24 protein-coding genes are annotated in these 26,087 nt (G+C 66.7%); 7 read left to right on the forward strand and 17 right to left on the reverse strand.

Features of this window, described 5'->3' with window-relative positions:
- Positions 1-36 precede the first annotated feature (36 nt).
- On the forward strand, positions 37-1,050 hold the full coding sequence (locus tag WG921_RS02595) for a TAXI family TRAP transporter solute-binding subunit (RefSeq protein ID WP_340107640.1): 1,014 nt from the start codon (positions 37-39) through the stop codon (positions 1,048-1,050).
- Between the two features lie 61 nt (positions 1,051-1,111).
- Positions 1,112-3,025: a TRAP transporter permease gene (locus WG921_RS02600; protein ID WP_340107641.1), complete on the forward strand. Its 1,914-nt coding sequence runs from the start codon at positions 1,112-1,114 to the stop codon at positions 3,023-3,025.
- Here WG921_RS02600 and WG921_RS02605 read toward each other — a convergent pair.
- From WG921_RS02605 to WG921_RS02625, 5 genes are all read right to left on the reverse strand, one after another.
- Complete coding sequence (locus WG921_RS02605) at positions 3,022-3,918, reverse strand: amidohydrolase family protein (RefSeq protein WP_340107642.1); 897 nt, start codon at positions 3,916-3,918, stop codon at positions 3,022-3,024. The genes WG921_RS02600 and WG921_RS02605 overlap by 4 nt on opposite strands.
- 56 nt (positions 3,919-3,974) lie before the next feature.
- Entirely contained in the window at positions 3,975-5,009 is a 1,035-nt protein-coding gene (locus WG921_RS02610) for a TRAP transporter substrate-binding protein (RefSeq protein ID WP_340107643.1), read from the reverse strand.
- A 2-nt stretch (positions 5,010-5,011) separates the two neighbouring features.
- Positions 5,012-5,533, reverse strand: a complete 522-nt coding sequence (locus WG921_RS02615; protein ID WP_340107644.1) for a TRAP transporter small permease — start codon at positions 5,531-5,533, stop codon at positions 5,012-5,014.
- A 10-nt stretch (positions 5,534-5,543) separates the two neighbouring features.
- Positions 5,544-6,830: a TRAP transporter large permease gene (locus WG921_RS02620; RefSeq protein WP_340107645.1), complete on the reverse strand. Its 1,287-nt coding sequence runs from the start codon at positions 6,828-6,830 to the stop codon at positions 5,544-5,546.
- Between the two features lie 261 nt (positions 6,831-7,091).
- Positions 7,092-8,291, reverse strand: coding sequence for an NnrS family protein (locus WG921_RS02625; protein ID WP_340107646.1), 1,200 nt, complete (start codon positions 8,289-8,291; stop codon positions 7,092-7,094).
- Positions 8,292-8,661: 370 nt separating this feature from the next.
- Here WG921_RS02625 and WG921_RS02630 point away from each other — a divergent pair, with 370 nt between their 5' ends.
- A complete protein-coding gene (locus WG921_RS02630; RefSeq protein WP_340107647.1) occupies positions 8,662-8,988 on the forward strand; it encodes a hypothetical protein in 327 nt (108 codons plus the stop codon).
- 155 nt (positions 8,989-9,143) lie between these two features.
- Here WG921_RS02630 and lepA read toward each other — a convergent pair whose 3' ends face one another.
- Together lepA and WG921_RS02640 are read right to left on the reverse strand one after the other, a co-directional pair.
- Positions 9,144-10,943, reverse strand: coding sequence for a translation elongation factor 4 (lepA, locus tag WG921_RS02635; RefSeq protein WP_340107648.1), 1,800 nt, complete (start codon positions 10,941-10,943; stop codon positions 9,144-9,146).
- A 582-nt stretch (positions 10,944-11,525) separates the two neighbouring features.
- Complete coding sequence (locus tag WG921_RS02640; protein WP_340107649.1) at positions 11,526-12,035, reverse strand: hypothetical protein; 510 nt, start codon at positions 12,033-12,035, stop codon at positions 11,526-11,528.
- A 397-nt stretch (positions 12,036-12,432) separates the two neighbouring features.
- Between WG921_RS02640 and WG921_RS02645 the strand changes: the two genes are divergently transcribed.
- Positions 12,433-13,578: an alpha-hydroxy acid oxidase gene (locus tag WG921_RS02645; protein WP_340107650.1), complete on the forward strand. Its 1,146-nt coding sequence runs from the start codon at positions 12,433-12,435 to the stop codon at positions 13,576-13,578.
- Between the two features lie 6 nt (positions 13,579-13,584).
- Here WG921_RS02645 and WG921_RS02650 read toward each other — a convergent pair whose 3' ends face one another.
- Positions 13,585-14,724: a DNA cytosine methyltransferase gene (locus WG921_RS02650; RefSeq protein WP_340107651.1), complete on the reverse strand. Its 1,140-nt coding sequence runs from the start codon at positions 14,722-14,724 to the stop codon at positions 13,585-13,587.
- 387 nt (positions 14,725-15,111) lie between these two features.
- Between WG921_RS02650 and WG921_RS02655 the strand changes: the two genes are divergently transcribed.
- On the forward strand, positions 15,112-16,713 hold the full coding sequence (locus tag WG921_RS02655; protein WP_340107652.1) for an ABC transporter substrate-binding protein: 1,602 nt from the start codon (positions 15,112-15,114) through the stop codon (positions 16,711-16,713).
- Between the two features lie 60 nt (positions 16,714-16,773).
- On the opposite strand, the gene WG921_RS02660 is transcribed toward WG921_RS02655, so the two are convergent.
- From WG921_RS02660 to rpmB, 3 genes are all read right to left on the reverse strand, one after another.
- Entirely contained in the window at positions 16,774-17,319 is a 546-nt protein-coding gene (locus WG921_RS02660) for a copper chaperone PCu(A)C (protein WP_340107653.1), read from the reverse strand.
- A 35-nt stretch (positions 17,320-17,354) separates the two neighbouring features.
- The gene (locus WG921_RS02665; protein WP_340107654.1) at positions 17,355-17,702 is read right to left on the reverse strand and encodes a hypothetical protein; all 348 of its coding nucleotides are present in this window, start codon (positions 17,700-17,702) and stop codon (positions 17,355-17,357) included.
- Between the two features lie 97 nt (positions 17,703-17,799).
- Positions 17,800-18,087 (reverse strand): 50S ribosomal protein L28, encoded by a 288-nt coding sequence (rpmB, locus tag WG921_RS02670; RefSeq protein WP_340107655.1) that lies wholly within the window; start codon positions 18,085-18,087, stop codon positions 17,800-17,802.
- A gap of 209 nt (positions 18,088-18,296) precedes the next feature.
- On the opposite strand from rpmB, the gene WG921_RS02675 reads away from it, so the two are divergent.
- The gene (locus WG921_RS02675; protein ID WP_340107656.1) at positions 18,297-19,634 is read left to right on the forward strand and encodes an aspartate aminotransferase family protein; all 1,338 of its coding nucleotides are present in this window, start codon (positions 18,297-18,299) and stop codon (positions 19,632-19,634) included.
- A gap of 13 nt (positions 19,635-19,647) precedes the next feature.
- On the opposite strand, the gene WG921_RS02680 is transcribed toward WG921_RS02675, so the two are convergent.
- Together WG921_RS02680 and WG921_RS02685 are read right to left on the reverse strand one after the other, a co-directional pair.
- Positions 19,648-20,118: a lysozyme inhibitor LprI family protein gene (locus WG921_RS02680; protein ID WP_340107657.1), complete on the reverse strand. Its 471-nt coding sequence runs from the start codon at positions 20,116-20,118 to the stop codon at positions 19,648-19,650.
- A gap of 119 nt (positions 20,119-20,237) precedes the next feature.
- Positions 20,238-22,610 (reverse strand): transketolase, encoded by a 2,373-nt coding sequence (locus WG921_RS02685; RefSeq protein ID WP_340107658.1) that lies wholly within the window; start codon positions 22,608-22,610, stop codon positions 20,238-20,240.
- 120 nt (positions 22,611-22,730) lie between these two features.
- On the opposite strand from WG921_RS02685, the gene WG921_RS02690 reads away from it, so the two are divergent.
- On the forward strand, positions 22,731-23,201 hold the full coding sequence (locus WG921_RS02690; protein WP_340107659.1) for an Lrp/AsnC family transcriptional regulator: 471 nt from the start codon (positions 22,731-22,733) through the stop codon (positions 23,199-23,201).
- 526 nt (positions 23,202-23,727) lie between these two features.
- Here the strand turns inward: WG921_RS02690 and WG921_RS02695 are convergent.
- The 4 genes from WG921_RS02695 to WG921_RS02710 form a co-directional block, all read right to left on the reverse strand.
- Positions 23,728-24,318 (reverse strand): hypothetical protein, encoded by a 591-nt coding sequence (locus WG921_RS02695; protein WP_340107660.1) that lies wholly within the window; start codon positions 24,316-24,318, stop codon positions 23,728-23,730.
- A 253-nt stretch (positions 24,319-24,571) separates the two neighbouring features.
- Entirely contained in the window at positions 24,572-25,087 is a 516-nt protein-coding gene (locus tag WG921_RS02700) for a CarD family transcriptional regulator (RefSeq protein ID WP_340107661.1), read from the reverse strand.
- Between the two features lie 290 nt (positions 25,088-25,377).
- On the reverse strand, positions 25,378-25,716 hold the full coding sequence (gene fdxA / locus WG921_RS02705) for a ferredoxin FdxA (protein ID WP_340107662.1): 339 nt from the start codon (positions 25,714-25,716) through the stop codon (positions 25,378-25,380).
- 79 nt (positions 25,717-25,795) lie between these two features.
- Positions 25,796-26,086 carry an RNA-binding S4 domain-containing protein gene (locus WG921_RS02710; protein ID WP_340107663.1) on the reverse strand — a complete coding sequence of 97 codons (291 nt, stop codon included), beginning with the start codon at positions 26,084-26,086 and terminating at the stop codon, positions 25,796-25,798.
- Between the last annotated feature and the right edge of the window lies 1 nt (position 26,087).

Here is a 26,087-nt window from a genome sequence, read left to right on the forward strand (position 1 = left end):
GAGAGGCGGCGGCGGACGACACAGAGGAGGAATCGAATGCTATCGATGTTCAAAACCATGGGACGGCCCATCGCGCGGCTTGCGCTGGCCGCGAGCATGTCCGCGTCCGTCGCGGCCGGCGCCGCGGCCGAGATGTCTGTCGTCGATCATCTCACCGCGCCCGCGGGAATCGGCGAATATGAATGGTCGCTCGGCATCGCCCGGATTCTGGAGCAGAATTCGGAGACGCTCCGCACCAAGCCGCAGCCGACGCAGGGCTATATCTACAACCTGCGCTACGCGATCGGGGCCGAGGACCGAACGAACCTGATCTTCAACTGCGATCCGGTCAGCCCCTGGCTCGCCGCCAACAACCAGCCGCCGTTTCAGGACGGGCTCGGCGATCTCCAGATCCGGGCGCTGATGAACGCGACCTGGCCGATCTGGATGCTGGTGACCGCCGATGACGACATCAAGACCCCGGCCGATCTCAAGGGCCGCACCGTCGCGCTCGGCCCGAAGGCCGGCACCGCGACCGTGATGGCGGAAGAGACGCTGAAGGCGCTCGGCGTCTTCGACGAGGTGTCGCTCCAGTATCTCTCCTTCGCCGACATCTTCTCGGGGCTTCTCGACGGCACCATCGACGTCGGCCTGACGCTGAGCTGGTACAACGCCGCCGACAACAAGGTCGGCGTCGTGCCCGGCGTCCTCAATCTCGAACAGTCGGGCAGGGGCTTCCACATCGTCCCCTGGACCGAGGCGGGCCTGCGCAAGACCCATGACGAGCGGGGCGTGCCCTATCACATCCTCACCGTTCCGGATGAGACGCTGCCGATCCAGGACGGCGACGTGATGCTCTACGCCAACCCCGATTTCGTCGCCGTCGACGCGACCTTCCCGGAGGACATGGCCTACGAGTTCGTCAGCAAGACCCTGGCGCATCTGAAGGAGATCAACGCCGCCGGCGGGCTCGGCGTGCTCTTCACCCCGGCCTTCCTGCCCTACGGGATCGAGGAGAAGCTCCATCCCGGCGCCCTTCGCGCCTATCAGGACGCCGGCCTGATCAAGTAATCCGCCGTCAGCTCGCCGCCGCGCTCCGGCGCGGCGGCTCCGCTCCCGAAAAGAGGATGGCATGCGTTCCATAGCGGCCCGCTTTCTGACCGCGCTCGCGCTGGCGATGACGATCTATCAGCTCACCGCCACGCAGACGCCGCTCCAGCCCTCGGTGTTGGTGCAGAACACCCATCTCGGCGTCGCGCTTCTGCTCGTGCTGCTCGGCGCCGCGCTGGAGACCGGGAGCCGGCTCCGCCGCCTCTGGCTCCTGCTGGTCGCGCTGCTGGCGCTCTGCTGCGCGCTCTACGTCCAGATCAATTACGATACGCTGATCCTCAACCAGGGCTTTCCGGGCCGTCTCGACGTCTGGGTCGGCCTCGGGCTGATGTTCGCGGTGCTGGAGGCCGCGCGCCAGCGCTGGGGCCTCGCCCTGCCGCTGATCGCGCTCATCGCCGTCGCCTATAATTTCTGGGGCTACATGCTGCCGACCTCGGCCGCCGGCAGCCGCATTCCCTTCGACACCGTGGTCTCCAATCTCTCCATCGGGCTCTATAGCGGGCTCTACGGCCAGTTCATGGCGATCTCCGCCAATTTCATCTTTCTCTTCATGGTGTTCGGCGGGCTTCTGCAATCGCTGGACGGCAACCGCGCCTTCGTCGAGATCGGCAAGGCCGTGAGCCGCGCCTTCCCCGGCGGGGCCGGGCTCAGCGCCGTCATCAGCTCCAGCCTGATGGGCACGGTGACCGGCGCCGCCGTCGCCAATGTGGCGATCACCGGCTCCTACACGATTCCGATCATGAAGCGCGAGGGCTACGGCGCCGCCACCGCCGGCGCGATCGAGGCCGCGGCCTCCACCGGCGGGCAGCTGGTGCCGCCGGTGATGGGCTCCGTCGCCTTCATCATGGCCGCGGTGCTCTCGGTCACCTATCTCGAAGTCGCCGCCGCCGCGGTCATCCCGGCGCTGCTCTTCTATCTCGCGCTTCTCGCCAGCGTCTATTTCAAGTCGCGCCGGCTCGGCATCGTCCGCCAGGAGGTCGCGCCCGATCTCCGCGTCCTGATGCGCTTCCTGCCGGTCTTCGTCATTCCGACCGGCGTGCTGGTCTATTTCCTCGTCAATCTCTACTCGGTCTCCTTCGCCGGGTTCTGGGCCATCGTCACTCTCGCCGCGACCCGGTTCGCGATGATCCCGATCGATCTCGCGCTCTCGCGCCCCGCGCGCCCGCTCACCGCCCTGGCGCGGGAGCTGCGCGCCTTCACCGCGAAACTTCTCGACGGCATGGCCGAGGGCGCGAAGATGGGCGCCAGCATCGCGGTCATCATCGGCGCCATCGGCCTTCTCGCCGAATCCGTCACCGCCACCGGCGCCGCGGTGCCGCTCGGCTCCGCGATCGATCTTCTCTCGGGCGGCTCGATGCTGCTCGCGCTCGTGCTGACGGCGGGGATGTGCATCCTGCTCGGCGCCGGAATTCCCACCGTCGGCGCCTATATCCTGGTCAGCGCCATCGCCGGGCCGATCGTGGTCGAGAGCGGCGTCGATCTCTTCACCGCGAATTTCTTCATCCTCTATTTCGCGGTGATGTCCGCCGTGACGCCGCCGGTCGCGGCCGCCGCGCTCGCCGCCAGCGCGATCTCCGGCGCGCCCTATTTCCGCACCGCATGGGAGGCGACGCGGCTCTGCGTCATGCTCTACATCCTGCCGTTCCTGCTGGTCTACAACAGCGCGCTCCTGATGCGGGGGGACACGGCCGGCCACGCCCTCGAAGCCGGGCTTTCGGCCGCGGCCGCCGCCATCCTTCTCGCCGCCGCGACCCAGGGATTCTGGCTCGTGCGGACGAAAGCCTGGGAGCGCGCGGCCCTCGCCGCCGCCGCCGCCGCGATGCTCGCCGCGATCACCGGCTTCGGTCCGGTCTGGACGCTCGGCGCGCTGGCGCTCGCCGCGGCGCCGACGCTGACGCAGATCGCGCGCCGGCGGGCCGCCGGCGCGGGGGGCTAGATCCGGTAGACCCGCTCCGCCGTCGCCGAGAACAGCATCCGCCGCTCGTCGTCCGAGAAATCGGCGACCAGCGCGTTATAGGCCCGCCAGAGCCGCCGATAGGCGCTCATCAGCCGGTCCACCGGGAAGTTGGACCCGAACATCGCCCGCTCCGGGCCGAACTGCTCGATGCAATGCAGGACGAAGGGGCGAAGGCTCTCCACGGTCCAGTTCAGGTCGACCATGCCGAAGCCGCTCAGCTTGACGTTGACGTTGGGCGCGTCGGAAAGCCGCGATATCCCCTCGCGCCACGCCGCGACGTTCTCCGCGTCGCGCTCCGCCGGCATCCCGATATGGTCGAGCACGATGACCAGATCCGGGTTGCGCCGCGCCAGGTCGAACAGAGCCTCCATCTGGTGATGATAGACCTGCGCGTCGAAGGAAAGCCCGCGCTTCGCCAGCCGGCCGGCCGCGAGCCGCCAGCCGGGATCGGCCAGATAATCCGCCGGCGCCCGGTTCAGCTTCGGGTCCGGGTGGCGGTTCAACACCTGCCGGACGCCCCGCATCCGCGGAAATTCCTGATGCGCGTCCAGGACCCGGTCCACGTCCGGCGCCGAGAGGTCCGCGAAGGCGACGACGCCATGCGGCAGGCCGCGCGACGCGGGGTCCTCCGCGACCTCGTGCAGCCAGCGGGTCTCGCCCACCGGGTCGGAGGGGTCGAAATTCGCCTGCACATGCACCGATTTCACCAGCGGCAGCCCCTCCGCGTCGGCCAGCAGATCGGCGGCGAGATAGGACTTGCGGAGCGCGGACCAGTCGCCCCAGCCCCGGTCGTGATCGACGTCCTTCAGCCAGGGGTAATGGTTGCGCTCGACGTCCCAGAGATGGTGATGCGAATCGACAAAGGGAATCATACGTCCGACTCCTTTCAGTGCGGAACGGGCGGGGGCGCCGCGGCCCCCGCGCGCGCTCAGAGCGCGCCCGCCGCTTCGAGGTCGCCGATCAGCGTGTCGAGCTTCTGCTCGCTCAGAATGCGCCGCGCCAGCGCCGGATCGTAGGCGCCCTTGACCGCGACCCAGGCGTCGCGCGCGCCCGCCCGCCACAGGTCCATCTCGGCCTCGGTCGGCCGGTAGACCGCGACCTTGCCCTCCATCGCCGTCACGGCGGAGCTCTGCCAGGCGACGTCGTAGTCGAAGGCCGCGCGCTGCACGTCCGCGCCGGCCTTGTCGATCGCCGCGCGCGCCCAGTCGGGCAGGGCCTGATAGCGCTCCTCGGTCATCAGGATCGGATGCGCGCTCCAGGCGGCGGCGACTTCGGTGATATTGGTCACCACCTCGTAGAACTTGCCGGCGGCGGTGAAGGTGTCCTGCAGATACATCCCCTGCACGACGCCCGACTGCAACCCCTCATAGAGCGACGCCCAGTCATAGGGGATCGGCGCCGCGCCCCAGGCCTTCACCAGGTTGAACTCGGTCGGGCTCTTGGTGACGCGGATCTTCATGCCGTTGAGATCGGCGGGGACGCGCGCCTCGCGCTCGGTGTTCACCAGATTGCGGAATCCGCCGACCGGGATCAGCGCGATCATGTGCATGTTCATTTCGGCCTTGGCCCGGTCCGCCAGCTCCTCCGCCAGCCAGCCGTTCAGCATCGCGCTCGCCGCGTCCTGATCGCGGAACAGGAACGGCAGGTTGATGATGTCGAACGTGGTCCCGAAGGCGCCGACATTGCCGCTGGAGACCGTGGCCATGTCGATCTGGCCGAGGCCCATCTGCTCGACGCAGGCCTGTTCGCTGCAAAGCGAGCCGCCGGCGTGGACGACGACCTCGATCCGGCCCTCCGAATATTCCTCGATCTTCGGCTTCAGCACCTCGTTGACGACCTTGCCGAGCGACCAGCTCGGCTGCCCGGCGGTGCCGAGCTGGAGCGTGATCTTCTCTTGCGCCGAGGCCGCGCCGGCGAGCGCGACGCCGAGCGCGGCGGCGATGGAGATCATACGGACGGTCATGTTCAGTCCTCCCTTTTTGGTTGAGTCTCGTCGTTCGAGCGGGCGCCGCGCCCGACCAGCCCGAGACGCTCGGCGATGGTCAGGGCCGACGCCAGAAACACCAGCGCGCCTGCGATCGGCAGGATCATCATCGGATAGGATTTCGGCAGATTGCCGAGCTCCCAATAGGTGCCCATGATCCGGTCCGCGGCCTCGTAGCCCCAGATCGCCATGATCGCGCCGGCGGCGGCGAACAGAACCAGCCAGAGCAGCCGCGCCGCGTTCGCGACGCGCTCGGGCATCAGCGCGTAGATCGATTCGATGGCGAAGGTCGTCTCCGCCCGGACCGCCATCGCGAAGGCCAGCATCACCAGCCAGATATTCGCGAAGAGCGTCAGCGTGTCGCCCCAGAACGGCGGGGCCATGAACACCGTCCGCATCACCACCGTGTAGATGGTGAAGACGACCATCGCCGCCAGCAGAAGCCCGCAGACGATGGAAAGCCCCCGCGTCAGCAGAAGATCGAGAAGCCGGGCCGCCCTCATCGCGCGCTCCTCACAGCAGGCCCAGCGCCCGCGGCAGCGCGAGCGTGAGCGGAGAGAGCGCGAGGATGAGCGCGAGCACGAAGAGTTCGATGGCGAGGAACGGCAGCAGCGCCACCGCGACCCGCCCCAGCTTCGCGCCCGCGATCGCGCTCGCGGTGAAATAGCAGACCCCGACCGGCGGCGTGACGATGCCGAGCAGGAACCCGACGACGACGACGATCGCCGCCTGCACCGGCTCGAACCCGGCGGCGACGCAGTTCGCCACCAGCATCGGGCCGAGCACGATGATGTTCGCGGTGGCGTCCATGAACATCCCCGCGACGAGGATCAGCGCCACGAGCGCCGCCGCGAACAGGATCGGCGACCCCGCCATCCCGCCGAGCCATTGGTCGAGCTCCGCCAGCGTTCCGATCCGCGCCAGCAGCCAGGAGAACGGGCCCGCCGCCGCGATGATGATGAAGACCGAGGCGCTGAGCTTCAGCGTCCGGTCGAAGGCCGCGAAGATCTCGCGCAGACTGAGCGAGCGATAGACGACCGCGCCGACGATCAGCGCCACCGCGGCGGTGATCGCCCCCGCTTCGACCGAGCTGAACCAGCCGCCGAAAATGCCCGCGACCAGCACGACCGGGATCATCAGCGCGAAGGCCGCGCTCCGGAACGCCCTGAACACGCCGCCGATCGAAAAGGGCTGATCGCCCCGCTCATAGTCGCGCAGCGCCGCGATGACCCAGCACGCCGCCATCAGCAGAATCCCGATCAGCAGCCCCGGAACCACGCCGCCCGCAAAGAGGGCGCCGACCGAAAGATTGGCCCCGCTCGCCAGGATGATCATTGCGATGCTCGGCGGAATGATGCCGCCGATGGTGGAGCCGATGGCGGTGATCGCGGCCGAGAACTCGGCGCTGTAGCCGCGCCGCTTCATCTCGGGGATCATGATGGTCCCGATCGTCGCGGTGTCGGCCACGGCGGAGCCGTTCATGCCGGCGAAGAACATGCTCGCGACCACGTTCACCTGCGCGAGGCCGCCGCGCATCCGCCCGACGATGGCGCCGCTCAGCCGCAGGATCCGGTCGGTCACGGTGGAGCTGTTCATCAGCTCGCCAGTCAGCATGAAGAACGGGATCGCGACCAGCGGAAACTTCGCCAGCGCCTCGTACATCTGGTGCGGAACGGTCAGGAGCGGCGCCGCGCCGGTGACGAGGATATAGACCACCGGCAGCACGATCATCGCCAGCGCGATCGGCGCGCCGACGATGATCAGAAACACGAGGCCGGCGATCAGAAGAATGCTGTCCATGGGGTCAGGCGGCGGCGCGAACGACGGAGAGCATGCGGCGAGTCGAGGACTCTATTCCGACTGGATCAAACACCGTCCCATGCCTCCTCCTCACCAGGTCTCGCCGTCAGCGGAGAGCGCCCCGACTCGTCTGCAGACCGTCAAGGGGGTCATTCGATACGATCGCGGCACGCTACCATTCGCGCTTTCAAAATGTCAACATTCTCCATATCGGCCCGGACCCGATTCCGCCATGCGGGTTTCGGGCGCGGGCGCCCCCGCTCACTCCCGGCCCGGCCGGGCGCGGCGCGGCCGGGCGAGGATCGGCCAGAAGAGCGCCGCGAACCCGCCGAAAGCCGCGATCCACGCGGCGGCGGCCAGATAGGTCAGCCAGCCCTGCGCGGGAAAGGCCCCGGCGCCGAGCCGGGCCAGAACCGAAACGATCAGCGCGCCATAAAGCGCGGCGATCGGCCGGCTGGCGCGCAGGGGCCGCCCCGCATGGCGCAGGCCGGCGCGGGTCATCACCGCGAGGGTCGTCAGGCCGACCGCGCCCGCCATCCAGACATGCAGCGCCGCCGGCGCCATGCCCGGCGCGAGCCGCCCCGCCGCGACCGCCAGAAACCCCAGCGGCGCGAAGGCGTATCCGGCGTGCAGCGCCAGGATGAGCGGCTCGGCGCGGGCGCGCCGCCCCGCCCAGCGCGACAGCCGCCAGCCTTGCGCGGCGGCGGCCAGCGGGAAGACGGCGACGATGGCCGGGTGCTCCGGCCGCGCGACCCAGACCGCCAGCGCCGCCAGCGTCAGCCCGAGAACCGCGGCGTCGGCGCGGCCATGCGGCGCCGGAAGATCCCGGCCGCCCCGCCGCGCGAGCCAGTTGCGGGTGAAACTCGGAATGATCCGCCCGCCGACCAGCGAAATCAGCATCACCGCCACGCCGACCCCGAGCCGCAGGCCGGCCCCGCCGGCCGGATCGCCGCCGCGCGCCGCGGCGAGGTGAAAGAGCGCATTGCCGAGGATCATGCCGGCCGCGAGCCCCAGAACCGGGAGGCTCGTCCACGCCCGCCCCGCGACGACCTCCCGCAAGAGCGCCGCCACGAGAACGACCGGAAAGGCGAGATCGACCGCCATCACCAGCCCCCAGGGCGCGAATTGCGACGCCGCGACCGCCCCGCGCCCGGCCAGCCAGAGCGAGACCAGACCCGCCAGCGGCCACCCGACGACCGGCAGCCGCCCGGTCCAGTTCGGCGTCATCGTCAGCAAAAACCCCGCCAGCACGGCGCCGAGATAGCCGAAGATAAATTCGTGCGCGTGCCACGAGACCGGATCGAACGCGGTCGCCAGCACGTCCCGCCCGCTCAGCATCGCCGCCCAGAGCGCCATCGCCAGCGCCGCCCAGATCGCGCCGAGGAGAAAGAACGGGCGGATCGCGAAGCCGAGTATGGCGGGCCCGGACCAGGCGCGCATCTTCTCGGCGGAGGTGGTCATCGGCGCCGCGCCGGATCGGCGCCGCCGGTTCCGGTCACGCCGCCGCCGCCGGGCGGAGGGGCGCGGGGCCGATCCTGAAGCCGTCTGAAGCGCCGCGTCTCGTCATGCGCGGAGGTTAGATGCGCGCGCCCCGCCCCTCAAGCCTCGATCCTCCGGCGCCCCCTTGACGGTGCGGGCGGCGCGGCGCGTGTCGCGCGCACCGCCCTCGATTTCGGCGGCGCCCGCGCGGCCGCGCGCCGGTGAAGTTTCATGTTCGAGATGAAAAATTCATCCGCCTTTCAATGTTTGGTCCCTATCTCCTGATCCGTTCACGAGGGGAGCCCGATATGCTCGATATATCGGCCTGAATTGTTACGGAGAGGTGACGAAAATGCATAAGTATACATTCGCCGGAATCATGTTGGCCTTTGCGTGCGGCGCAGTTGCGCCGGCCATGGCGGCCGACAGGGTGGTGTCCATCGAAAACATGACCGGCTATTCGATGGTCGAGTTCTATGGATCCAACGCCGGGACAACTTCCTGGGAAGAGGACGTGCTCGGCGCGGACGTGCTGCCGCACGGCGCCACGGTCGCGGTCGACTTCGACGACGGCACCGGCCATTGCATCTTCGATTTCCTCGCGGTCTTCGAGGATGGGGATGAAGTGATGGAGGAAAACGTCGATGTCTGCCGGGTCGGAACCTTCACCTTCAAATAGGCCCCGCGCCGCGCGGGTCAGGGGGGCGCCGGCTCGAATCAAGAGCCGTCGCCGCCGCGTTCTGGCGGCTTATCGCACGCGGTAGATTCTGAAAATCGTTATATTTCAACAAGATAACCCCCTTATCGCGTGCGATAACGCGGTCCGGGGCGCCGTCAGTCGTCCATTTTCAGCGCGCTGATGAACGCTTCCTGCGGGATGTCGACCTTGCCGAACTGGCGCATCTTCTTCTTGCCCGCCTTCTGCTTGTCGAGCAGCTTGCGCTTCCGGCTGACGTCGCCGCCATAGCATTTCGCGGTCACGTCCTTTCTCAGCGCCGAGATGGTCTCGCGGGCGATGATCCGCCCGCCGATCGCCGCCTGAATCGGCACCTTGAACATGTGCTGCGGGATCAGCGCCTTCAGCTTCTCGCACATCGCCCGCCCCCGCGCGTCCGCCCGGTCGCGGTGGACCATGGTGGAGAGCGCGTCCACCGGCTCGTCATTCACCAGGATCTGCATCTTCACCAGCTGATCGGTGCGGTAGCCGATGATCTGATAGTCGAAGCTGGCGTAGCCCCGGGTGACGCTTTTCAGCCGGTCGTAGAAATCGAACACCACCTCGTTCAGCGGCAGATCATAGACCACCAGCGCCCGCGCGCCCGCATAGGTGAGATCGAGCTGGATCCCGCGCCGATCCTGGCAGAGCTTCAGCACGTCGCCGAGATGCTCGTCGGGCACGAGGATCGTCGCCTTGATCCGCGGCTCCTCGATATGGTCGATATGGGCCGGATCGGGCATGTCGGCCGGGTTGTGCATCTCCAGCGTCGTCCCGTCGGTCAGGTGGATCTGGTAGATCACCGAGGGGGCGGTGGTGATGAGATCGATATCGTATTCGCGCTCCAGCCGGTCGCGGATCACCTCGAGATGCAGAAGCCCGAGAAAGCCGCAGCGAAAGCCGAAGCCGAGCGCGGCGGAGGTCTCCACCTCGTAGGAGAAGCTGGCGTCGTTCAGCGCCAGCCGCTCGATCGCCTCGCGGAGATCCTCGAACTCGGCGTTGTCGACCGGAAAGAGGCCGCAGAAGACCACCGGCTGCGAGGGTTTGAAGCCGGGGAGCGCGGCGGCGCAGCCCTTCTTCTCATGGGTGATCGTGTCGCCGACCCTTGTGTCGCGGACCTGCTTGATCGAGGCGGTGAGAAAGCCGATCTCGCCGGGGCCGAGCTCCTCGACCGGGAGCATCCCGGGGCGGAAGACGCCGATCCGGTCGACGTGATGGACGGTCCCGTTCGCCATCATCCGCACCCGGTCGCCCTTTTTCAGGACGCCGTCGATGATGCGCACCAGGACGACGACGCCGAGATAGGCGTCATACCAGCTGTCGACCAGCATCGCCTTCAGCGGCAGGGCGCGGTCGCCCTTCGGGGCGGGGAGGCGGGTGACGATGGCCTCGAGAACGTCGGGGACGCCGAGCCCGGTCTTGGCGGAGATCATCACCGCCTCGGAGGCGTCGATCCCGATCACGTCCTCGATCTGCTCGCGCACCTTTTCCGGCTCGGCGGCGGGGAGGTCGACCTTGTTCAGGACCGGCACGATCTCATGATCCGCGTCGATCGCCTGATAGACGTTGGCGAGGGTCTGCGCCTCCACGCCCTGGCTGGCGTCCACGACGAGGAGCGAGCCCTCGACGGCGCGCATCGAGCGGGAGACCTCATAGGCGAAATCGACGTGGCCGGGCGTGTCGATCAGGTTGAGGATATAGGTCTCGCCGTCCTTCGCCTTGTATTCGAGCCGGACGGTGTTGGCCTTGATGGTGATGCCGCGCTCGCGCTCGATATCCATCGCGTCGAGCATCTGGGCCTTCATGTCGCGGTCGGAGACCGCGCCGGTCAGCTGGATCAGCCGGTCGGCGAGGGTCGACTTCCCGTGGTCGATATGCGCCACGATGGAGAAATTTCGAATATGGGCGAGATCGATCATGGAGCGCGATATGCTTGGTTTTCGAAGGCCGGTCAATCTGCTCCGGCGAGGGGAGGCGGGTTGGCTGGGGCGCGGGGTGCGTTATCGCGTGCGATAATTCTGAAATTATGTTTATCGCCAATAGATTGGCGGATTTATTAACCATTTTTTAGCGATGGAATGACAAAAAGCAGCAAGTCGACAGGTTCGAGGAAGCCGCGCGTGAGCTAGGCGTGGACCTGGGCGGAGAGAGACTGAAAGAGGCGCTGCGGAAGATCTCGGCGGGAGAGGTTGGCCGCCCCAAGAACCCAACCTCAGGCGAGGAGTGATGAGATGCCAAACGGTTCGCCTAGGCTCTTTCTCGATCTTCCTCGATCTGTCTCAGGCCTTGAATCGTATTGCCGTCGAGGATGACGATTGCCGTTTGAAGAGCTTCGGTCGCATAGCCCCGCCTGCGATGGTGGCGACAACGTTCTTTCGTTCTTTGATCGCTTTGCAGAGCGCGTCGCTTTGGCTCGGCGCTCCGACGCGGCCGGCCCCAAGTCCAAGCCCTAACCCCAATCCAAGAGCCATCTGAAATCTCCCGCCTGATTAACGCACTTGCTATTTAGGTCCGGCGCGCTTGACCGGCGCAGGATGGTCTTTGAGTGGGCTTCCGCGAAGGTAAATTCGAGACCCACAACTGTGGCAGTCGAGAGTTTCGGCGCGCCCTACACGGAGGAGCGTATATTGGAGGATCGATTTTCGCCCGTCTTGGTAGCACTGCTCGCAAATCTGATGCGGTGGCTCGCCATTCTCCATTCCGGCCTTAATCGCGCGGGTGAAGCATCCGGGTGCGGCTTCGGAAAGTTCGTAACGAGCCTTCTCGGCCTCCCAGTCTTTCAGGCGCACGATCTCTGCTTCAAGTTGGCGTTCGCGCTCAATCAGCGCCGACTGCGCCGCTTGGGCCGAGAGAGCGAGCTCTTGGGCAGCGATGATTTGTCCGTTCAGTTCGATGGCCTTCTCTCGAAGGACGGCGGAATCCCGCGTCGCAATCGCCGCGCTGAGGCCGTCCTTCGCGGATTTCATTATTGATATTGCACTGCCGATAGCGGCCAACGATTCAGCAACCATCAAGCCCCTCCACGATTAATGAGGAAATCATGCCCCGATTTCTAGTGTGTTTGCAATGTATACGATCACCCATTTTTGGGGACTATGTGTTGGATGCAATTTGGTGAGATCATGGGTAGAGAATCTCGCTCGCTTTTCCTTTTCGGCGTGAACTTGCGCAGCGCTTATTTCGAATTTTTTCAGGCAACCCCAAAATTGGCGCGCAATTTCTGACTAAACACCACCCACTATTCGCGTTTGCGTTGTCGTGACGAAACTCATCATCTGCCACATGGGTCAGCCGTGAAGTCGCTCCGGCCCCCACCCTCACCCCCGCAGCATCCCCCGCGGCTTTTTCCCTCACGCCCTTGCTCTTCCCGCGCCGCGAGTCGTAACTGCGCGGAGGACGGAGGTCGCCATGCGTCTGAATCAGTGCCACAACTTCCATGATTTCCGCGAATTGGCGCGGCGGCGGCTGCCGCGGCCGATTTTCGATTATATCGACGGCGCGGCCGACGATGAGCGCACCAAGGCGCGGAACACGGCGGCGTTCGACGAGGTCGACCTGGTGCCGAACGTCCTGCGGGGGGTGGCGGATATCGATCTCTCGGTGACGGTGATGGGCAAGACGCTCGCCATGCCGTTCTATTGCTCGCCGACGGCGCTGCAGCGGTTGTTCCATCATGGGGGGGAGCGCGCGGCGGGGGCGGCGGCGGCGAAGTTCGGGACCATGTTCGGGGTCTCCTCGCTCGCCACCTACAGCATGGAGGCGCTCCGCAAGGAGTTCGACAATCCGCAGGTCTACCAGTTCTATTTCCACAAGGATCGCGGGCTGAACGCGGTGATGATGGAGCGGGCCAAGGCCGCCGGCGTCGACGCGATGATGCTGACGGTGGACAGCATAACCGGGGGCAACCGCGAGCGCGATCTGCGCACCGGATTCTCGATCCCGTTCCGGCTGACGCTGGGGGGGATCGCCGCCTTCGCGGTGAAGCCGGCCTGGGGGATCAACTATCTCACGCATGAGAAATTCAGCCTGCCGCAGCTCGACGAGCATGTGGACATGGGGGGCGGCGCGCTCTCCATCGGGCGCTATTTCACCGAGATGCTGGACCCCGAGCTTTCGTGGGACGACGTGGCGAAGATGGTGGCGGAGTGGGACGGGCAGTTCTGCCTCAAGGGCGTCATGTCGGTGGCGGACGCGCGGCGCGCGGCCGAGATCGGCTGCACCGCGATCGTGCTCTCGAATCATGGCGGCCGGCAGCTCGACGGGTCGCGGACCGGGTTCGACCAGCTGGCCGAGATCGTCGACGCGGTGGGCGACCGGATCGACGTGCTGATGGATGGCGGCGTGCAGCGGGGAAGCCATGTGCTGAAGGCGCTCAGCCTCGGCGCGAAGGCGGTGGGGGCGGGGCGCTATTACCTCTTCCCGCTGGCGGGCGCGGGCCAGGCCGGGGTCGAGCGGGCGCTGGGCCTGATGCGGGACGAGCTCCTGCGCGACATGCGCCTGATGGGCGCGTCGAAGATCAGCGATCTCACCCGCGGCAATCTCAAGGTCAGGTGACGGCGGTCACGCGGCGCGCCTGAGCGGGTTTTCGGCCAGGACCGGCTCGAAGATCCGCTCGGCCAGATAGCGGACGACCGGCACCGCGACGCCGTCTCCCGCCAGCTTGTAGGCGTCGGTGTAGCGGGGCGGGAGGGCGTAGCTCTCGGGCAGGCCCATCAGCGCCGCGGCCTCCCGCGCCGAGAGGAGGCGGGTGCGCACGCGCGCGCCGTCGATCAGCATCAGCGTCTGGCGGCTGGAGCCGCCGGCCGGGGTCCGGAGGCAGCCGGCGACCTCGTCGAAGCGGACCTCCGCGCGCTGGCGCTTCACGCCGTCGGCGTCGGCCCGGGTTCTGCGGTAGACCGCGCCGACGAGCCGGGCGCCGGACCGCTTCGCCGCCTCGACCTTGGCGCGGTTATGCGGGGTCATCATCTCCAGCAGGCGCCGGGTCTCGTCGGCGCTGTGCCAGGCGACGCCTTCGGGGGCGTCCTCGATCAGGCCGGAGAGCGTGCTGTTGCGGGGCGGCGGCGCGGGGAGGCGCCACCAGACCCACCGGGCCGCCGCCGCGCGCGACAGGCGCCGATGCGCGGCGAGAAGCGCGGGCGGATGCCAGAGCGGGGAGGCGGCGCCCTGAAGCCCGGCCGGCAGGCTTTGGTCGCCCCGCGCCCCGATCATGAAGAAGCGCGGGCGCGATTGCGGCAGGAAATGCGCCGCGTCGACGACGACGGCGCCGAAGCGATAGCCGAGGCCGGAAAAGGCGGCGGCGAGGGTCGCGAAATCCCGCCCGCCATTGCTGGTGATGGCGCCGCAGACATTCTCGAGGGCGATCATCCTCGGGCCGCGCCCCTCGGCGTGAAGCTGGCGAACGAGGCGCCAGAACGGGCGGAACATGCCGCTCCGCCGGCCGGCGAGGCCGGCGCCCTTGCCGGCGAGGGAGAGGTCCTGGCAGGGGAAGGAGGCCCAGATCAGGTCCGCCGCCCCCGGAATCTCCTCGGGCGCCACCAGCGCCACATCCTTGACCAGAAGCGCCCCCGCGCCGTGATTGGCGCGGTAGCTGGCGGCTTTCTTCGGGTCGATCTCGTTGGCGAACAGGCAGTCCCATCCGGGGCCGAGCCCGACCCCGGCCATGCCGCCTCCCGCGAAGAAATCGTAATAGGTCCGCCGCATGCCGCCTCCATCGCCGCGCGCCGATTAGACCGGACCGGCGCCGGCAGGCCAAGACGCGCGGGGCGAGAAAACCGCTCCGACGCGAAAATATCGCCGCTATCGGGCCGGATGGACGGCGCGGAGGCGGGGCTCCCGAGGGGCGGAGCGGGAGTTATTGGCGATAAATGGCGTCCGAATTTTTATCGGTGATAAGATATTTATCTGGCGAATAGGTTAACAGGTAAATTGACGATTCAAAATATGAAATAAACAGAAAGTATTATGATTTTATATGTCAAGGATGAAGTGGAGCGTATATTTATGGTCCTCATCGGGCGCGACGTTGAAATCTGGCGGTCATCCGGATAAAATGAAAGGCGTTCTCGAAACAACTGGAGTCAAATGACGATGAGTGGCGATTCGGAGATGATGGATCGGCTGGCGGCGGCGGCGAAGGCGGGCAGGCTCTCGCGGCGCGGCTTCCTCGGCAGCGCGACCGCCGCCGGCGTGACCGCGGCGACCGCGAGCGGCCTCTGGGCGACCCATGCGCGCGCCGAACCGAAGCGGGGCGGGACCTTCCGGTGGGGGATCCATGACGGCAACACGACCGACAGCCATGATCCGGCCACCTACACCACCCGCCAGCAGGCGTTTCTCGCGTTTCAGCATCGAAGCACGCTGACGATGATCGCCTCGGACAACACGCTCGCCGGCGACCTCGCGACCGAATGGAGCGCGACGCCGGACGCGACGGAGTGGACCTTCAAGATCACCGACAAGGCCAGCTTTCACAGCGGCAGGAAGCTGACGGCGGAGGACGTCGTCGCCTCGCTCAACCATCACCGGGGCGCGGATTCGACCTCCGCCGCCAAGGAGCTGCTCGGCGCCGTCACCGAGATCGTCGCCGATGACGCGCACACCGTCACCATCAAGCTCTCCGGCGGCAACGCCGACCTGCCGTGGCTGCTGACGGATTATCATTTCGTGATCTGCCCGGCCAACACCGACGGCTCGATCGAGTGGCGCTCCGGCGACGGCAGCGGCCCCTACAGGATCGACAACGGCGAATTCGGCGTGCGCTGGGACCTCAGCCGGTTCGACGGCTGGCACGGCGAGGGCGCGTATTTCGACAAGGTCGTGATGCTGATCCTCAACGACGCCAACGCGCGCCAGACCGCGCTGATGACCGGCGACGTCGATTGCATTTCGCTGGTCGAGGTCAAGACGCTGTCGCTGCTGCAGCGCGCGCCGAATATCGAGATCGACAATGTGGCCTCCGGCTCGGCGATCACCATGCCGATGTTCTGCGACCGGGCGCCCTTCGACAATCCGGACGTGCGCATGGCGCTGAAGCTGGCGATGGACCGCGAGGAGATCGTCGAGAAGATCGCCTTCGGCGCCGGCACGATCGGCAATGATTTCCATCTGACGGCGGGGCAGCCCTATTTCCCCGCGGACATTCCGCAGCGCGAATACGACCCGGAGCAGGCGAAGTTCCTGCTGAAGAAGGCGGGGGCCGAGGGGCTCTCGATCAGCCTCCATGCGGCGGACAACGTTCTTCCGGGCGCGGTGGACATGTGCGTGCTCTATTCCGAGCAGGCGAAGAAGGCGGGGATCGACATCACGCCGGTCCGCGCCCCGAATGACGGCTATTACGCCGATGTCTGGATGAAGCAGCCGTTCACCACCGCCGCCTGGGGGCCGCGGCCGACGCCGGACGTGATCTTCACGCAGGCCTATCAGGCCGGCGCGGTCTGGAACGAGAGCCATTGGGACAACGAGCGGTTCAACGAGCTGCTGCCGATCGCGCGGGCCGAGCTCGACGACGCGAAGCGCGCCGAGATGTACCGCGAGATGTGCATGCTGATGCGCGACGACGGCGGCACGATCATCCCGTTCTTCAACAATTTCGTCTACGCCCGTTCGAGCAAGGTTCGGCACGGACCCGAACAGGCCGCGAACTGGGAATGCGACGGCGCGCGGGCGCCGAGCCGCTGGTGGTTCGCCTGAGTTGAAAAAGGCCCCGCCGCCTGCTCGGGCGGCGGGGCCGGTCTGACGGGTGATCGCCCTTCAGTCGTCGGTCTTCGGCGCGCCGTGGCCATGATCGTGGCGATCGTGATCGGCGTGATCCGGGGCGTCATGGCCCGAATGGCCGTGATCCGAATGGCCGTGGCCCGAATGGGCGGGCGCGCCGTCCCGGGCCTTGACCGGGGTGTCCACCACCAGCGTCGCGCCGCTCCCGAAGGTGAGCGTGATCGGGACGCTGTCGCCGGGGAGGAGCGGGCGCTTCAGCCCCATCAGCATGATGTGATAGCCGCCGGGGGCCATCACGATCTCGCCGCCATGGGGGAGATCGACGGACTCGACCGCGCGCATCTTCATCACGCCGTCCTGCATCAGGCTTTCGTGAAGCTCGGTGCGCGCGGCGACGTCGGAGGCGACGCCGATGAGCGTGTCGGCCGGCCCGGTGTTCTTCAGGCTGACATAGGCGCCGCTGGTCTTCGCGCTCGCGGCGGGCGCGAAGGCGAAGGGGTCCACCGCCATGATGGCGTCGGCGGCGGCGGACAGCGGCAGGAGCGCCGCGGCGAAGGCGGCGGCGAGAAGGCGGGTTTTCATGTGATCTTCCTTGCAAAAGCATATCGTGAGCGCGGTCAGGACATGGCTTTCGCAGGGGGCGCGCGGGGATGGTGCGCGGTGAGCGCGGCGCGGCGCGGCGCGGCGCGCGGGAGCGCCGGCGCGGGCGCGGCGCGGATCCGGATGCGGGGAGCGGGCTGGAGCGCGGGCGCCGCCAGGATCAGCGGCGCGGCGGCGAGGCAGTCGTCGCAGGCGACGAGGCCGGGGGCGGGCGCGCCGGGGCGCGGGGCCCCAAGCTCGAAATCATAGGTGGCGAGGCCGAGGCCGCAGATCACCTCCCCGCCCGCCGCGAGCGCGGGGCGCGGGCCGGTGGCGAGCCCGATCAGGAGAGCGAGGCAGAGCCGAAGAAGGAGGTGAGGCCGCATGGTGCGATGATGGCCGCGCGGCCGGACCCGGACAAGCCCCCGGACAAGCGGCGCGGCGCCGCATCGCGGCGGCCGCGAAGCGCCCGGGCGGCGGACGTCAGGCGGAGGCGCGGGCCTTCGCGATTTCCTTCTTCACCTTCAGCGCGCGCGGCGAGAGATCTTCGTCGCGGGCCTTGTCGAGATAGGCGTCGAGCCCGCCGCGATGATCGACCGTGCGGAGCGCGGAGGTGGTGATGCGGAACCGGAACGCCCGGCCGAGCGTCTCGCTCCCCAGCGTGACCTTGCCCAGATTGGGCAGATAGCGCCGGCGCGTCTTGATGTTGGAATGGCTGACGCGGTTGCCGGTCAGCACACCCTTGCCTGAGAGTTCGCAGCGACGGGACATCGGTTTTCCTCGGCGGTCAGAATGGGAGCGCCGCCCCGATGGGCGCGCCTGAAAACAGAGTGCGCCTTTTAGGCGCGAGTCGGAGAAGCGTCAAGCGCCGGGGGGCCGGAAGGCGCGGCCTGTCCCGACGAAAATCCATATCTGGCTCTTACCGGAGAGCGCGCCGCCGGTCTAGGGTCGCGGAACCGAAGCGAAAAGGGACGATGGATATGATGGACGGAGCGCGCCCCACCGAATCGAAGCTCGCCCTTTCATGGGGGAGGGAGGAGATCATCGCCCGGCGCGAGCGGTATTTCGCGGCGACGCAGCGCGCGTTCACGCCCTATGAGACGCCGCTGATCCTGAAGCGCGGCCAGGGCCAGTATCTCTGGGACGAGAATGGCGACAGGCTGATCGACCTTCTCGGCATGAATCTCTGCATCAGCGTCGGTCACGCGCATCCGGCGGTGGTCGAGGCGGTGAGGGAGCAGGCGGGCGAGCTGACCCATTGCACGACGATGTTCTATCATCCGGCGCCCGGACATCTGGCGGAGGAGCTGGCCGCGACCATGCCGGCGGGGAGCGACTGGGTGGCGCATTTCACCAATTCGGGGGCGGAGGCCATCGATCTCGCGCTGATGATGGCGCGCTCCAGCACCGGCAATCAGGATGTGATCTCGCTCCGGAACTCCTATCACGGCGCCACCTATGGCGCGCAGAGCGTGACCGGGGTGCGGAATTTCCGCCATAACATCGCGCAATTGTCGAACATCACCTTCGCCGCGGAGCCGAACCAGTATCGCGGCGCCTTCGGCGAAGGGACCCAGCCCTATCTCGACGATCTCGACCGCACGATCGCCTACACCACCAGCGGCGCGCTGGCGGCGATGCTGATCGAGCCGGTGCAGGGCTATGGCGGCATCGTGCCGATGCCCGAGGGCTACATGAAGGGCGCGTTCGAGCGGGTGCGCGCGGCCGGCGGGCTCTGCATCGTCGACGAGGTGCAATCGGGCTTCGGCAAGACCGGAGACGCGCTCTGGTGTTTCGATGCGCATGGCGTGGTTCCGGATATCGTGGTCCTCGCCAAGGGCATCGGCAACGGCATCCCGCTCGGCGCGGTGGTGGCGAAGCGCGAGGTCGCCGACGCGATGGCCGACAAGTTCCTCTTTCACACCTACGGCGCCAATCCGGTTGCCTGCGCCGCCGGGCGCGCGGTGCTGCGGGTGATCGAGGAGGAGAAGCTGATCGACAACGCCCGCACCGTCGGCGCGCGGCTCCACGAGGGGCTTCTCGCGCTGAAGGAGCGGCACGAGATCATCGGCGACGTGCGCGGGCGCGGCTTCATGCTGGCGATCGAGCTGGTCAAGGACCGCGAGACCAAGGAGCCGGCGCCCGACGAGACCGCCTATGTCTTCGAGCGGACGAGGGAGAACGGGCTCGTCATGTCGAAATCCGGCAATTTCAAGAATATCCTGCGCATGACGCCGCCGCTCTGCCTCTCGCATGACGATGTCGAGCCGGTGATGGCGGCGCTGGAGGCGAGCTTCGCCGCGCTCGCCCGGCGCTGAGGGGGCGGGCGCCCTATTTGTAGAGCGTGTAGTAGAACTCCACCGCTCTTCGGGCCGTCAGGTCGCGCTGGCATTCCGCGGCCCAGATATAGCGGATGCTGCCGTCTTCGCCGGCCTCATAGGCGCGCCGGCATTCCGAATCGCGGTCGCTGATCCAGCGCCGCTGCGACGCGAGCAGGCGCGGCCAGTCTCCGGCGGCCTGCGCGCGGGCCTTCATCGGCTTCCACCAGGCGTTCAGCCAGGCGTCCCAGGCGCCATGCTCGCGCTGAATGCATTCGACGAGACCGAGCGTGGTCTGGTCCGGGCAATTCGCCGACAGAAGGCCGACGCAGGCGTCGATCGTCTGCGCCGCCGAGCCGGTCCGGGCGGCGGCGGCGACGCATTGGTCGATGGCCGCGACATCCTGGGGGCTGGGCTGATTGTCCTGAGCCGGCGCGGCGCCGGCGAGGGCGCAGAGGGCGGCGGCGAAAACAAGCGTTTTCATGGTCGTATCTCCCATGAGCGGGGCGACGCGCGACCACTTTAACACGGAATCGGCGCTCTGCGCAGCGAAAGCGCGGCGCGCCCGCCGGGGGAGAGAGACGGGCCGGCGGGCCGGCGCTCCTACGCGCGGAGCGCCGCCAGTCTCGGGCCGCTGGTCAGGCCGCTGATCTTCTCGACCACGGCGGCGGCGTCGATGCCGTAATGGCGGTAGAGGTCGCCGATGGTCCCGGTCTGGCCGAAATGCTCGACGCCGAGCGGGATCGTGCGATGCCCCGCGACCGCGCCGAGCCAGGAGAGCGTCGCGGGGTGGCCGTCGATCATGGTGACGAGGTGACAGTCGCGCGGCAGGTCCTGAAGCAGGGTCTCGACATGGCTGCGCGCGTCCGCCCGCCCGCGGGAGCGCGCGCGCTGCGCCGCGGTCCAGCCGGCGTTGAGCCGGTCCGCAGAGGTGACGGCGAGAACGCCGACATCGCGCCGATGCTCGGCGATGGCGCCGGCGGCCTTGATCGCCTCCGGCGCGACGACGCCCTGATAGGCGATGACGACCTCGGCGTTGGGCCCGGGCTTGCGCAGCCAGTAGCCGCCGTCGATCGCGCCCTGGCGGAAGGCGTCGTCGACGCGGATCCCCGGCTGCTCGACCGGGTTGGTCGAAAGCCGGAGATAGACCGAGCCGCCGGTCTCGTCCCGCAGCCATGTGCGCTCGTCCGGCTCGCCCTCGCCGCTTTTCTGCAGATAGGAGAAGGCCCATTCCATGATCACCGCCAGCTCGTCCGCGAAGGCGGGCTCGAAGGCGGCCAATCCGTCCTGGCTCATGCCGATCAGCGGCGTTCCGATCGATTGATGCGCGCCGCCCTCCGGCGCCAGCGTGACCCCGGACGGGGTGCCGACGATGATGAAGCGGGCGTCCTGATAGCAGGCGTAGTTCAGCGCATCGAGGCTGCGGCTGATGAACGGGTCGTAGAGCGTGCCGATGGGGATCAGCCGCTTGCCGAAGAGGGAGTGCGAGAGGCCGGCCGCGCCGAGCAGCAGCGAGAGGTTCATCTCCGCGATGCCGAGCTCGATATGCTGGCCCTCGGGCGCGAAATCCCATTTCGCGGTGGAGGGGATCTTTTCGGCGCGGAACCGGTCGGCGCGCGCCTTCCGGGCGAAGAGCTTCCGGCGGTTGACCCAGGGGCCGAGGCTGGTGGTGCCGGTGACGTCGGGCGAGGTGGTGACGATCCGCTCCGCCAGCGCGCTGTCGCCGCGGGCGAGGTTGTCGAGGATCTTGCCGAAGGCGAGCTGGGTCGAGATCTCCTCGTCCTTCGGCGCCGGGACCGCCTCCACCGGGATCGCCGCGTCATGGTGGCGGCGCGACCCGCCGGCGAAGAAGGGGACCTCGGAGAGGAATTTCCGGAAGCCCGGCACATCCTCCACCGTCGCGAAGCGGTCCCATTCCTCGCCCTCGGCGACGCCCATGTCGGCCCGCCATTCCTCCATCTGCGCGGAGGTCATCAGGCCGCCGTGATTGTCCTTGTGGCCGGCGATCGGCGTGCCCCAGCCCTTGATGGTGTAGGCGAGAAAGCAGGTCGGCCGGTCATGGTCCACGGCGGCGAAGGCGCTGGCCATGGTCTCGACGCAGTTGCCGCCGAGATTCTCCATCAGCTCCGCCAGTTCGGCGTCCGTCCGCCGCTCGATCAGCGCCGAGACGTCGCCCTGATCGCCAAGATCGTCCATCAGCCGCTTCCGCCAGACGGCGCCGCCCATATAGGTGAGCGCGGAATAATCCTGATTGGGGCACGCGTCGATCCAGCGGCGGAGCCCCTCGCCCCCCGGCTCGGCGAAGGCGGCGCGCTGGAGGGCGCCGTATTTGATGGTCACGATGTCCCAGCCGAAGGCGTCGAAGACCTTCTCCGCCCGCCGCCAGAGCCCCTCATGCACGATCCCGTCGAGCGACTGGCGGTTGTAGTCCACGATCCACCAGCAATTCCGGAGGTCGTTCTTCCAGCCCTCCTGAAGGCATTCGTAGATGTTGCCCTCGTCAAGCTCGGCGTCGCCCATCAGCGCGATCATCCGGCCGGGGCGAACGCCCTCGCCCCAGGATTTCGCGCGGATGTAATCCTGAACCAGCGAGGCGAAGGCGGTGATCGCGACGCCGAGCCCGACCGAGCCGGTGGAGAAATCCACGTCGTCGGCGTCCTTGGTCCGGCTCGGGTAGGATTGCGCGCCGCCATAGCCGCGGAACGCCTCCAGCTTCTCGCGGGTCTGGGCGCCCATCAGATATTGCATCGCATGAAAGATCGGGGAGGCGTGCGGCTTCACCGCCACCCGGTCTTCCGGCCGCAGCACGGAGAAATAGAGCGCGGTCATGATCGAGACCATCGAGGCGGAGGAGGCCTGATGCCCGCCCACCTTGATCCCGTCCACCTTGGGGCGGATGTGGTTGGCGTGATGGATCATCCAGTGCGAGAGCCAGAGGATGCGCTGTTCGGCGGTCTTGAGATGCGAGCGGGTCATGCGGGAGCCTTCAGCGGAGGAATACGCGCGGGTATTCTAGCCGAACGGCGGGGAGAGTCCTTGCTTTTCGCGCGGCGGCGGCGGAGATTTCAGCGAATTTCACCAAGACGGCGGCGTATCATGGCGGATCCGGTCAGGCTGGATGCATTCGACAGGAAGATCGTGCAGGCGTTGCGGAGCGACGGGCGCATGTCGATTCTGGATCTCAGCGCCGCGGTCGGCCTCAGTCCGACGCCGGTGGCGCGGCGCGTCCGCCGGCTGGAGAAGGACGGGGTGATCACCGGCTATTGCGCGCTGATCGACGAGAACGCGCTGGGCTTCGGGGTCTCGGTCTTCGTCTCGGTGAAGCTGGACCGGCAGGTGGACGACGCGCTCGCGGCGTTCGAGGCGGCGGTCTCCGGCTTCCCGGAGGTGGTGGATTGCTGGCTGATGACCGGCGACCGGGATTACCTGATGCGGGTCGCGACGCGGGACATGCGCGAGTTCGAGCGGTTCCTGGTCGGCCGCCTGACGCGGGTGCGCGGCGTCGCCTCGATCGAATCCTCGATCCCGCTCCGCCGGGTGAAATCCGGCGTGGCGCGGACGGAGTGACGGGCGCTTTGGGGTGAGCGGCGCGGGCCGGGTGCGGCGGCGCTGGCGTCGGCTGATGGCGGCTTCGGGACCATTCTGAAAATTCGTTCACCGTGCGGCGCGACATCGCGCGGCGATGGTCCTTGGAAGTTTTCTTCCGAGAAAAAACCTCAGTATCGGTCAGTATGAAGTTGTTGCCGCGCAGAAAAAATGGTGACAGGGTTCTCAGATGTATGGGGGAAGCACATATGTCTGGAACAACAGAGTATAATATGACGATTGCTGTTATGCGGGTTGCAGCCAGGCACCCGCAAGGTATAGCGACGTTCAAGCAACTCTATGCAGAAATTCCGAACGAGATTAAGCTTTCTGTATCGGATTTATCGCCTTCTATCACACGAAATGGCGAGCCAATGTGGTATCAAATAGTTCGCAATATTAAGTCACACGATAAAGTGGAGGGTAACGCGATATACGAAGGGTGGTTGGTGCACGTTCCTAAGATTGGGTATAAGCTCACCGCTATCGGAGCGAAGCAGGTCTCTACCTAGGAGTATTTAGCCTTGTATCCTGGCTTGAGCCACTTCAGTTCGCTGCCTGATGCATCCTTATCCCAGACAAACCAAGCGTACGCTGTGGTTCCACTACCTTTGACAGTTGCGCCTGCAGGGTAGAAAGTAATTCTCTCGCTGAAAACCCATACACGTGACGGTGGAGTGGTCGAATAAATTGAGCGCTGGCGGTTTGCTCCTTCCAAGAAAGCGAGGCGGAGCAAAAGCGCAAACTTGCGGTGCGCTGCGGCTAATCCAGACCTGACGAAACCTTCGGCGGCGTTGTATGGTGGGTTCGTCACGATGTTATCGGCCCGACTCTCCGCATTGATGAAATCTACGCCAGATTCGCCGAATCCCCTGTCGTAGAGATCGGAGCTACGAACCGTCTGACCCGTCTCGGCGAGAACATTCGACATCGCGCCGTTGCCGCAAGCGCTTTCCCAAATATCACCGCGAAAACTCTCGTTATCGATTAGGGCGTATGTCGCCCAAGCGGGTGTTGGAAAGAAATCCGGCCCGTCCAAGTCAGCAAAACGCTTGGTTGTCGGTTTGAAGCCGCCATTTAGATTGTATGTCGTGTCCATAGTAAATTAGTAGCATAATCAGATAGTTAGTCAATATCCACTAAGTGATTCTAAAGACTCAACATTCTTCCGCGGCACTTGAATGAGTCGTGGCTGCTCGTTGCAAAAACGCGCCTTGCACGAGGCTTCGCTTCCCGATTTGAAAGCGATCCGCCACTCAGCGCGTGCATGGCGCGCCGGTTGAAGACGAAAAGAGCGCCCCGCGGCGGCGGGGCGCTCCTTCTTTCTGGCGTTCTTTCGGCGCTTGGCGCGCTCAGGCGGCTTTCTTCTCCAGCGCCTCGTCGACGCGGCGCGCGGCCTTCACTTCGTCGAGCCGCTCCACCGCCGCGACCTCGCGGGTCAGCCGCTCCAGCGCCGCCTCGTAGAGCTGGCGCTCGGAATAGGACTGCTCGGGCTGATCCTCGCCGCGGTGCAGGTCGCGGACCACCTCCGCGATCGAGATCAGATCGCCGGAATTGATCTTCTGCTCGTATTCCTGCGCCCGGCGGGACCACATCGCGCGCTTGACGCGGGCGCGGCCCTGCAGCGTCTCGAGCGCCTTGCCGATCAGTTCCGGGCTGGAGAGGTTGCGCATCCCGACCGAATTCGCCTTCGCGGTCGGCACCCGGAGCGTCATCTTCTCCTTCTCGAAGGAGATGACGAAAAGTTCGAGGCCGACCCCTCCGATCTGCTGCTCCTCGATCGAGATGATCCGTCCGACGCCATGCGCCGGATAGACCACGAAATCATTCGCGCGAAAGTCGCCTTTGGTCTTCAGGGGGGATGTCATTGGTGTTCTTTCCAGTCCTCTGTATCAGAGTCGCTGCGCTGCGGCGCGCGACAACGAACCACCCTCCCGACCCGCCGCGGGCGGTGAAGGTGGCTGGGTGCGAGAGCGCGTCTCCCCCGCCGGCTAAGCCTAAAGTCCGGCGCATGGCGTCAGGCGACGCGAATACGCAGATTGTATAGCAGAAAATCCGACCCCTCGCCACTCTCCCGCGCAGCGTGGCCGCGGGTGCGAAAAAATCGGCCTTTCCAAGGCTTATATAGGTCTTTCGGCCCGCGCGGGGCGCGGCGCGGTCAGTCGCCGGACCCCGGCTTCTCGGAGAAATACTTTTCGAACTTGCCTGATTCGCCGTCGAATTTCTCGGCGTCCTCCATCGGCTCCTTCTTCAGGGTGATGTTCGGCCAGACCTCGGCGAACTTGGCGTTGACCTCCAGCCAGTGCTCGAGGCCCGGTTCGGTGTCGGGCTTGATGGCTTCCGCCGGGCATTCCGGTTCGCAGACGCCGCAATCGATGCATTCGTCGGGATGGATGACGAGCATGTTCTCGCCCTCGTAGAAGCAATCGACGGGGCATACCTCGACGCAGTCGGTGTATTTGCACTTTATGCAGTTGTCGTCGACGATATAGGTCATTCGCGTCTTCCCGTATTCAACCCGTATGGACGCCCCGCCGGCCATGTAATCTTGCGCGCAAGGCGGAGCAAGCGCGGCCTCATTCGCGCGGCGCGGCGGCGGGCGGGTCCAGATCCTCGTAAAGCAGCGCGGCCTCGGGCGCGGGGCCGCGCCTAACCCCAAGCGCGCGCACCCTGATCACACGCACGGCGCGGGCCTGCCGAAAGGTCAGAACATCGCCCGGCCGCACCAGCGCATGCGCCTTCTGCGACCTTTCGCCGTTCAGACGGAAGCCTTTCTCCGCCATTTTCGCGGCGAGGCCGCGCGTCTTGAAGAATCGCGCATGCCAGAGCCATTTGTCGACCCTCAGGCCCGGCGTCGCCTCGGCCAAA

It is taken from the genome of Paludibacillus litoralis, from assembly GCF_037646705.1.
GTDB lineage: Bacteria > Pseudomonadota > Alphaproteobacteria > Rhodobacterales > Rhodobacteraceae > Pikeienuella > Pikeienuella litoralis.

What these genes read in the sequence shown, in the direction of transcription:
- WG921_RS02595 (WP_340107640.1), top strand. Translation starts at nt 37, where the DNA reads ATGCTATCGATGTTCAAAACCATGGGACGGCCCATCGCGCGGCTTGCG.
- WG921_RS02600 (WP_340107641.1), top strand. Translation starts at nt 1,112, where the DNA reads ATGCGTTCCATAGCGGCCCGCTTTCTGACCGCGCTCGCGCTGGCGATG.
- WG921_RS02605 (WP_340107642.1), bottom strand. Translation starts at nt 3,918, where the DNA reads ATGATTCCCTTTGTCGATTCGCATCACCATCTCTGGGACGTCGAGCGC.
- WG921_RS02610 (WP_340107643.1), bottom strand. Translation starts at nt 5,009, where the DNA reads ATGACCGTCCGTATGATCTCCATCGCCGCCGCGCTCGGCGTCGCGCTC.
- WG921_RS02615 (WP_340107644.1), bottom strand. Translation starts at nt 5,533, where the DNA reads ATGAGGGCGGCCCGGCTTCTCGATCTTCTGCTGACGCGGGGGCTTTCC.
- WG921_RS02620 (WP_340107645.1), bottom strand. Translation starts at nt 6,830, where the DNA reads ATGGACAGCATTCTTCTGATCGCCGGCCTCGTGTTTCTGATCATCGTC.
- WG921_RS02625 (WP_340107646.1), bottom strand. Translation starts at nt 8,291, where the DNA reads ATGACCACCTCCGCCGAGAAGATGCGCGCCTGGTCCGGGCCCGCCATA.
- WG921_RS02630 (WP_340107647.1), top strand. Translation starts at nt 8,662, where the DNA reads ATGCATAAGTATACATTCGCCGGAATCATGTTGGCCTTTGCGTGCGGC.
- lepA (WP_340107648.1), bottom strand. Translation starts at nt 10,943, where the DNA reads ATGATCGATCTCGCCCATATTCGAAATTTCTCCATCGTGGCGCATATC.
- WG921_RS02640 (WP_340107649.1), bottom strand. Translation starts at nt 12,035, where the DNA reads ATGGTTGCTGAATCGTTGGCCGCTATCGGCAGTGCAATATCAATAATG.
- WG921_RS02645 (WP_340107650.1), top strand. Translation starts at nt 12,433, where the DNA reads ATGCGTCTGAATCAGTGCCACAACTTCCATGATTTCCGCGAATTGGCG.
- WG921_RS02650 (WP_340107651.1), bottom strand. Translation starts at nt 14,724, where the DNA reads ATGCGGCGGACCTATTACGATTTCTTCGCGGGAGGCGGCATGGCCGGG.
- WG921_RS02655 (WP_340107652.1), top strand. Translation starts at nt 15,112, where the DNA reads ATGAGTGGCGATTCGGAGATGATGGATCGGCTGGCGGCGGCGGCGAAG.
- WG921_RS02660 (WP_340107653.1), bottom strand. Translation starts at nt 17,319, where the DNA reads ATGAAAACCCGCCTTCTCGCCGCCGCCTTCGCCGCGGCGCTCCTGCCG.
- WG921_RS02665 (WP_340107654.1), bottom strand. Translation starts at nt 17,702, where the DNA reads ATGCGGCCTCACCTCCTTCTTCGGCTCTGCCTCGCTCTCCTGATCGGG.
- rpmB (WP_340107655.1), bottom strand. Translation starts at nt 18,087, where the DNA reads ATGTCCCGTCGCTGCGAACTCTCAGGCAAGGGTGTGCTGACCGGCAAC.
- WG921_RS02675 (WP_340107656.1), top strand. Translation starts at nt 18,297, where the DNA reads ATGATGGACGGAGCGCGCCCCACCGAATCGAAGCTCGCCCTTTCATGG.
- WG921_RS02680 (WP_340107657.1), bottom strand. Translation starts at nt 20,118, where the DNA reads ATGAAAACGCTTGTTTTCGCCGCCGCCCTCTGCGCCCTCGCCGGCGCC.
- WG921_RS02685 (WP_340107658.1), bottom strand. Translation starts at nt 22,610, where the DNA reads ATGACCCGCTCGCATCTCAAGACCGCCGAACAGCGCATCCTCTGGCTC.
- WG921_RS02690 (WP_340107659.1), top strand. Translation starts at nt 22,731, where the DNA reads ATGGCGGATCCGGTCAGGCTGGATGCATTCGACAGGAAGATCGTGCAG.
- WG921_RS02695 (WP_340107660.1), bottom strand. Translation starts at nt 24,318, where the DNA reads ATGGACACGACATACAATCTAAATGGCGGCTTCAAACCGACAACCAAG.
- WG921_RS02700 (WP_340107661.1), bottom strand. Translation starts at nt 25,087, where the DNA reads ATGACATCCCCCCTGAAGACCAAAGGCGACTTTCGCGCGAATGATTTC.
- fdxA (WP_340107662.1), bottom strand. Translation starts at nt 25,716, where the DNA reads ATGACCTATATCGTCGACGACAACTGCATAAAGTGCAAATACACCGAC.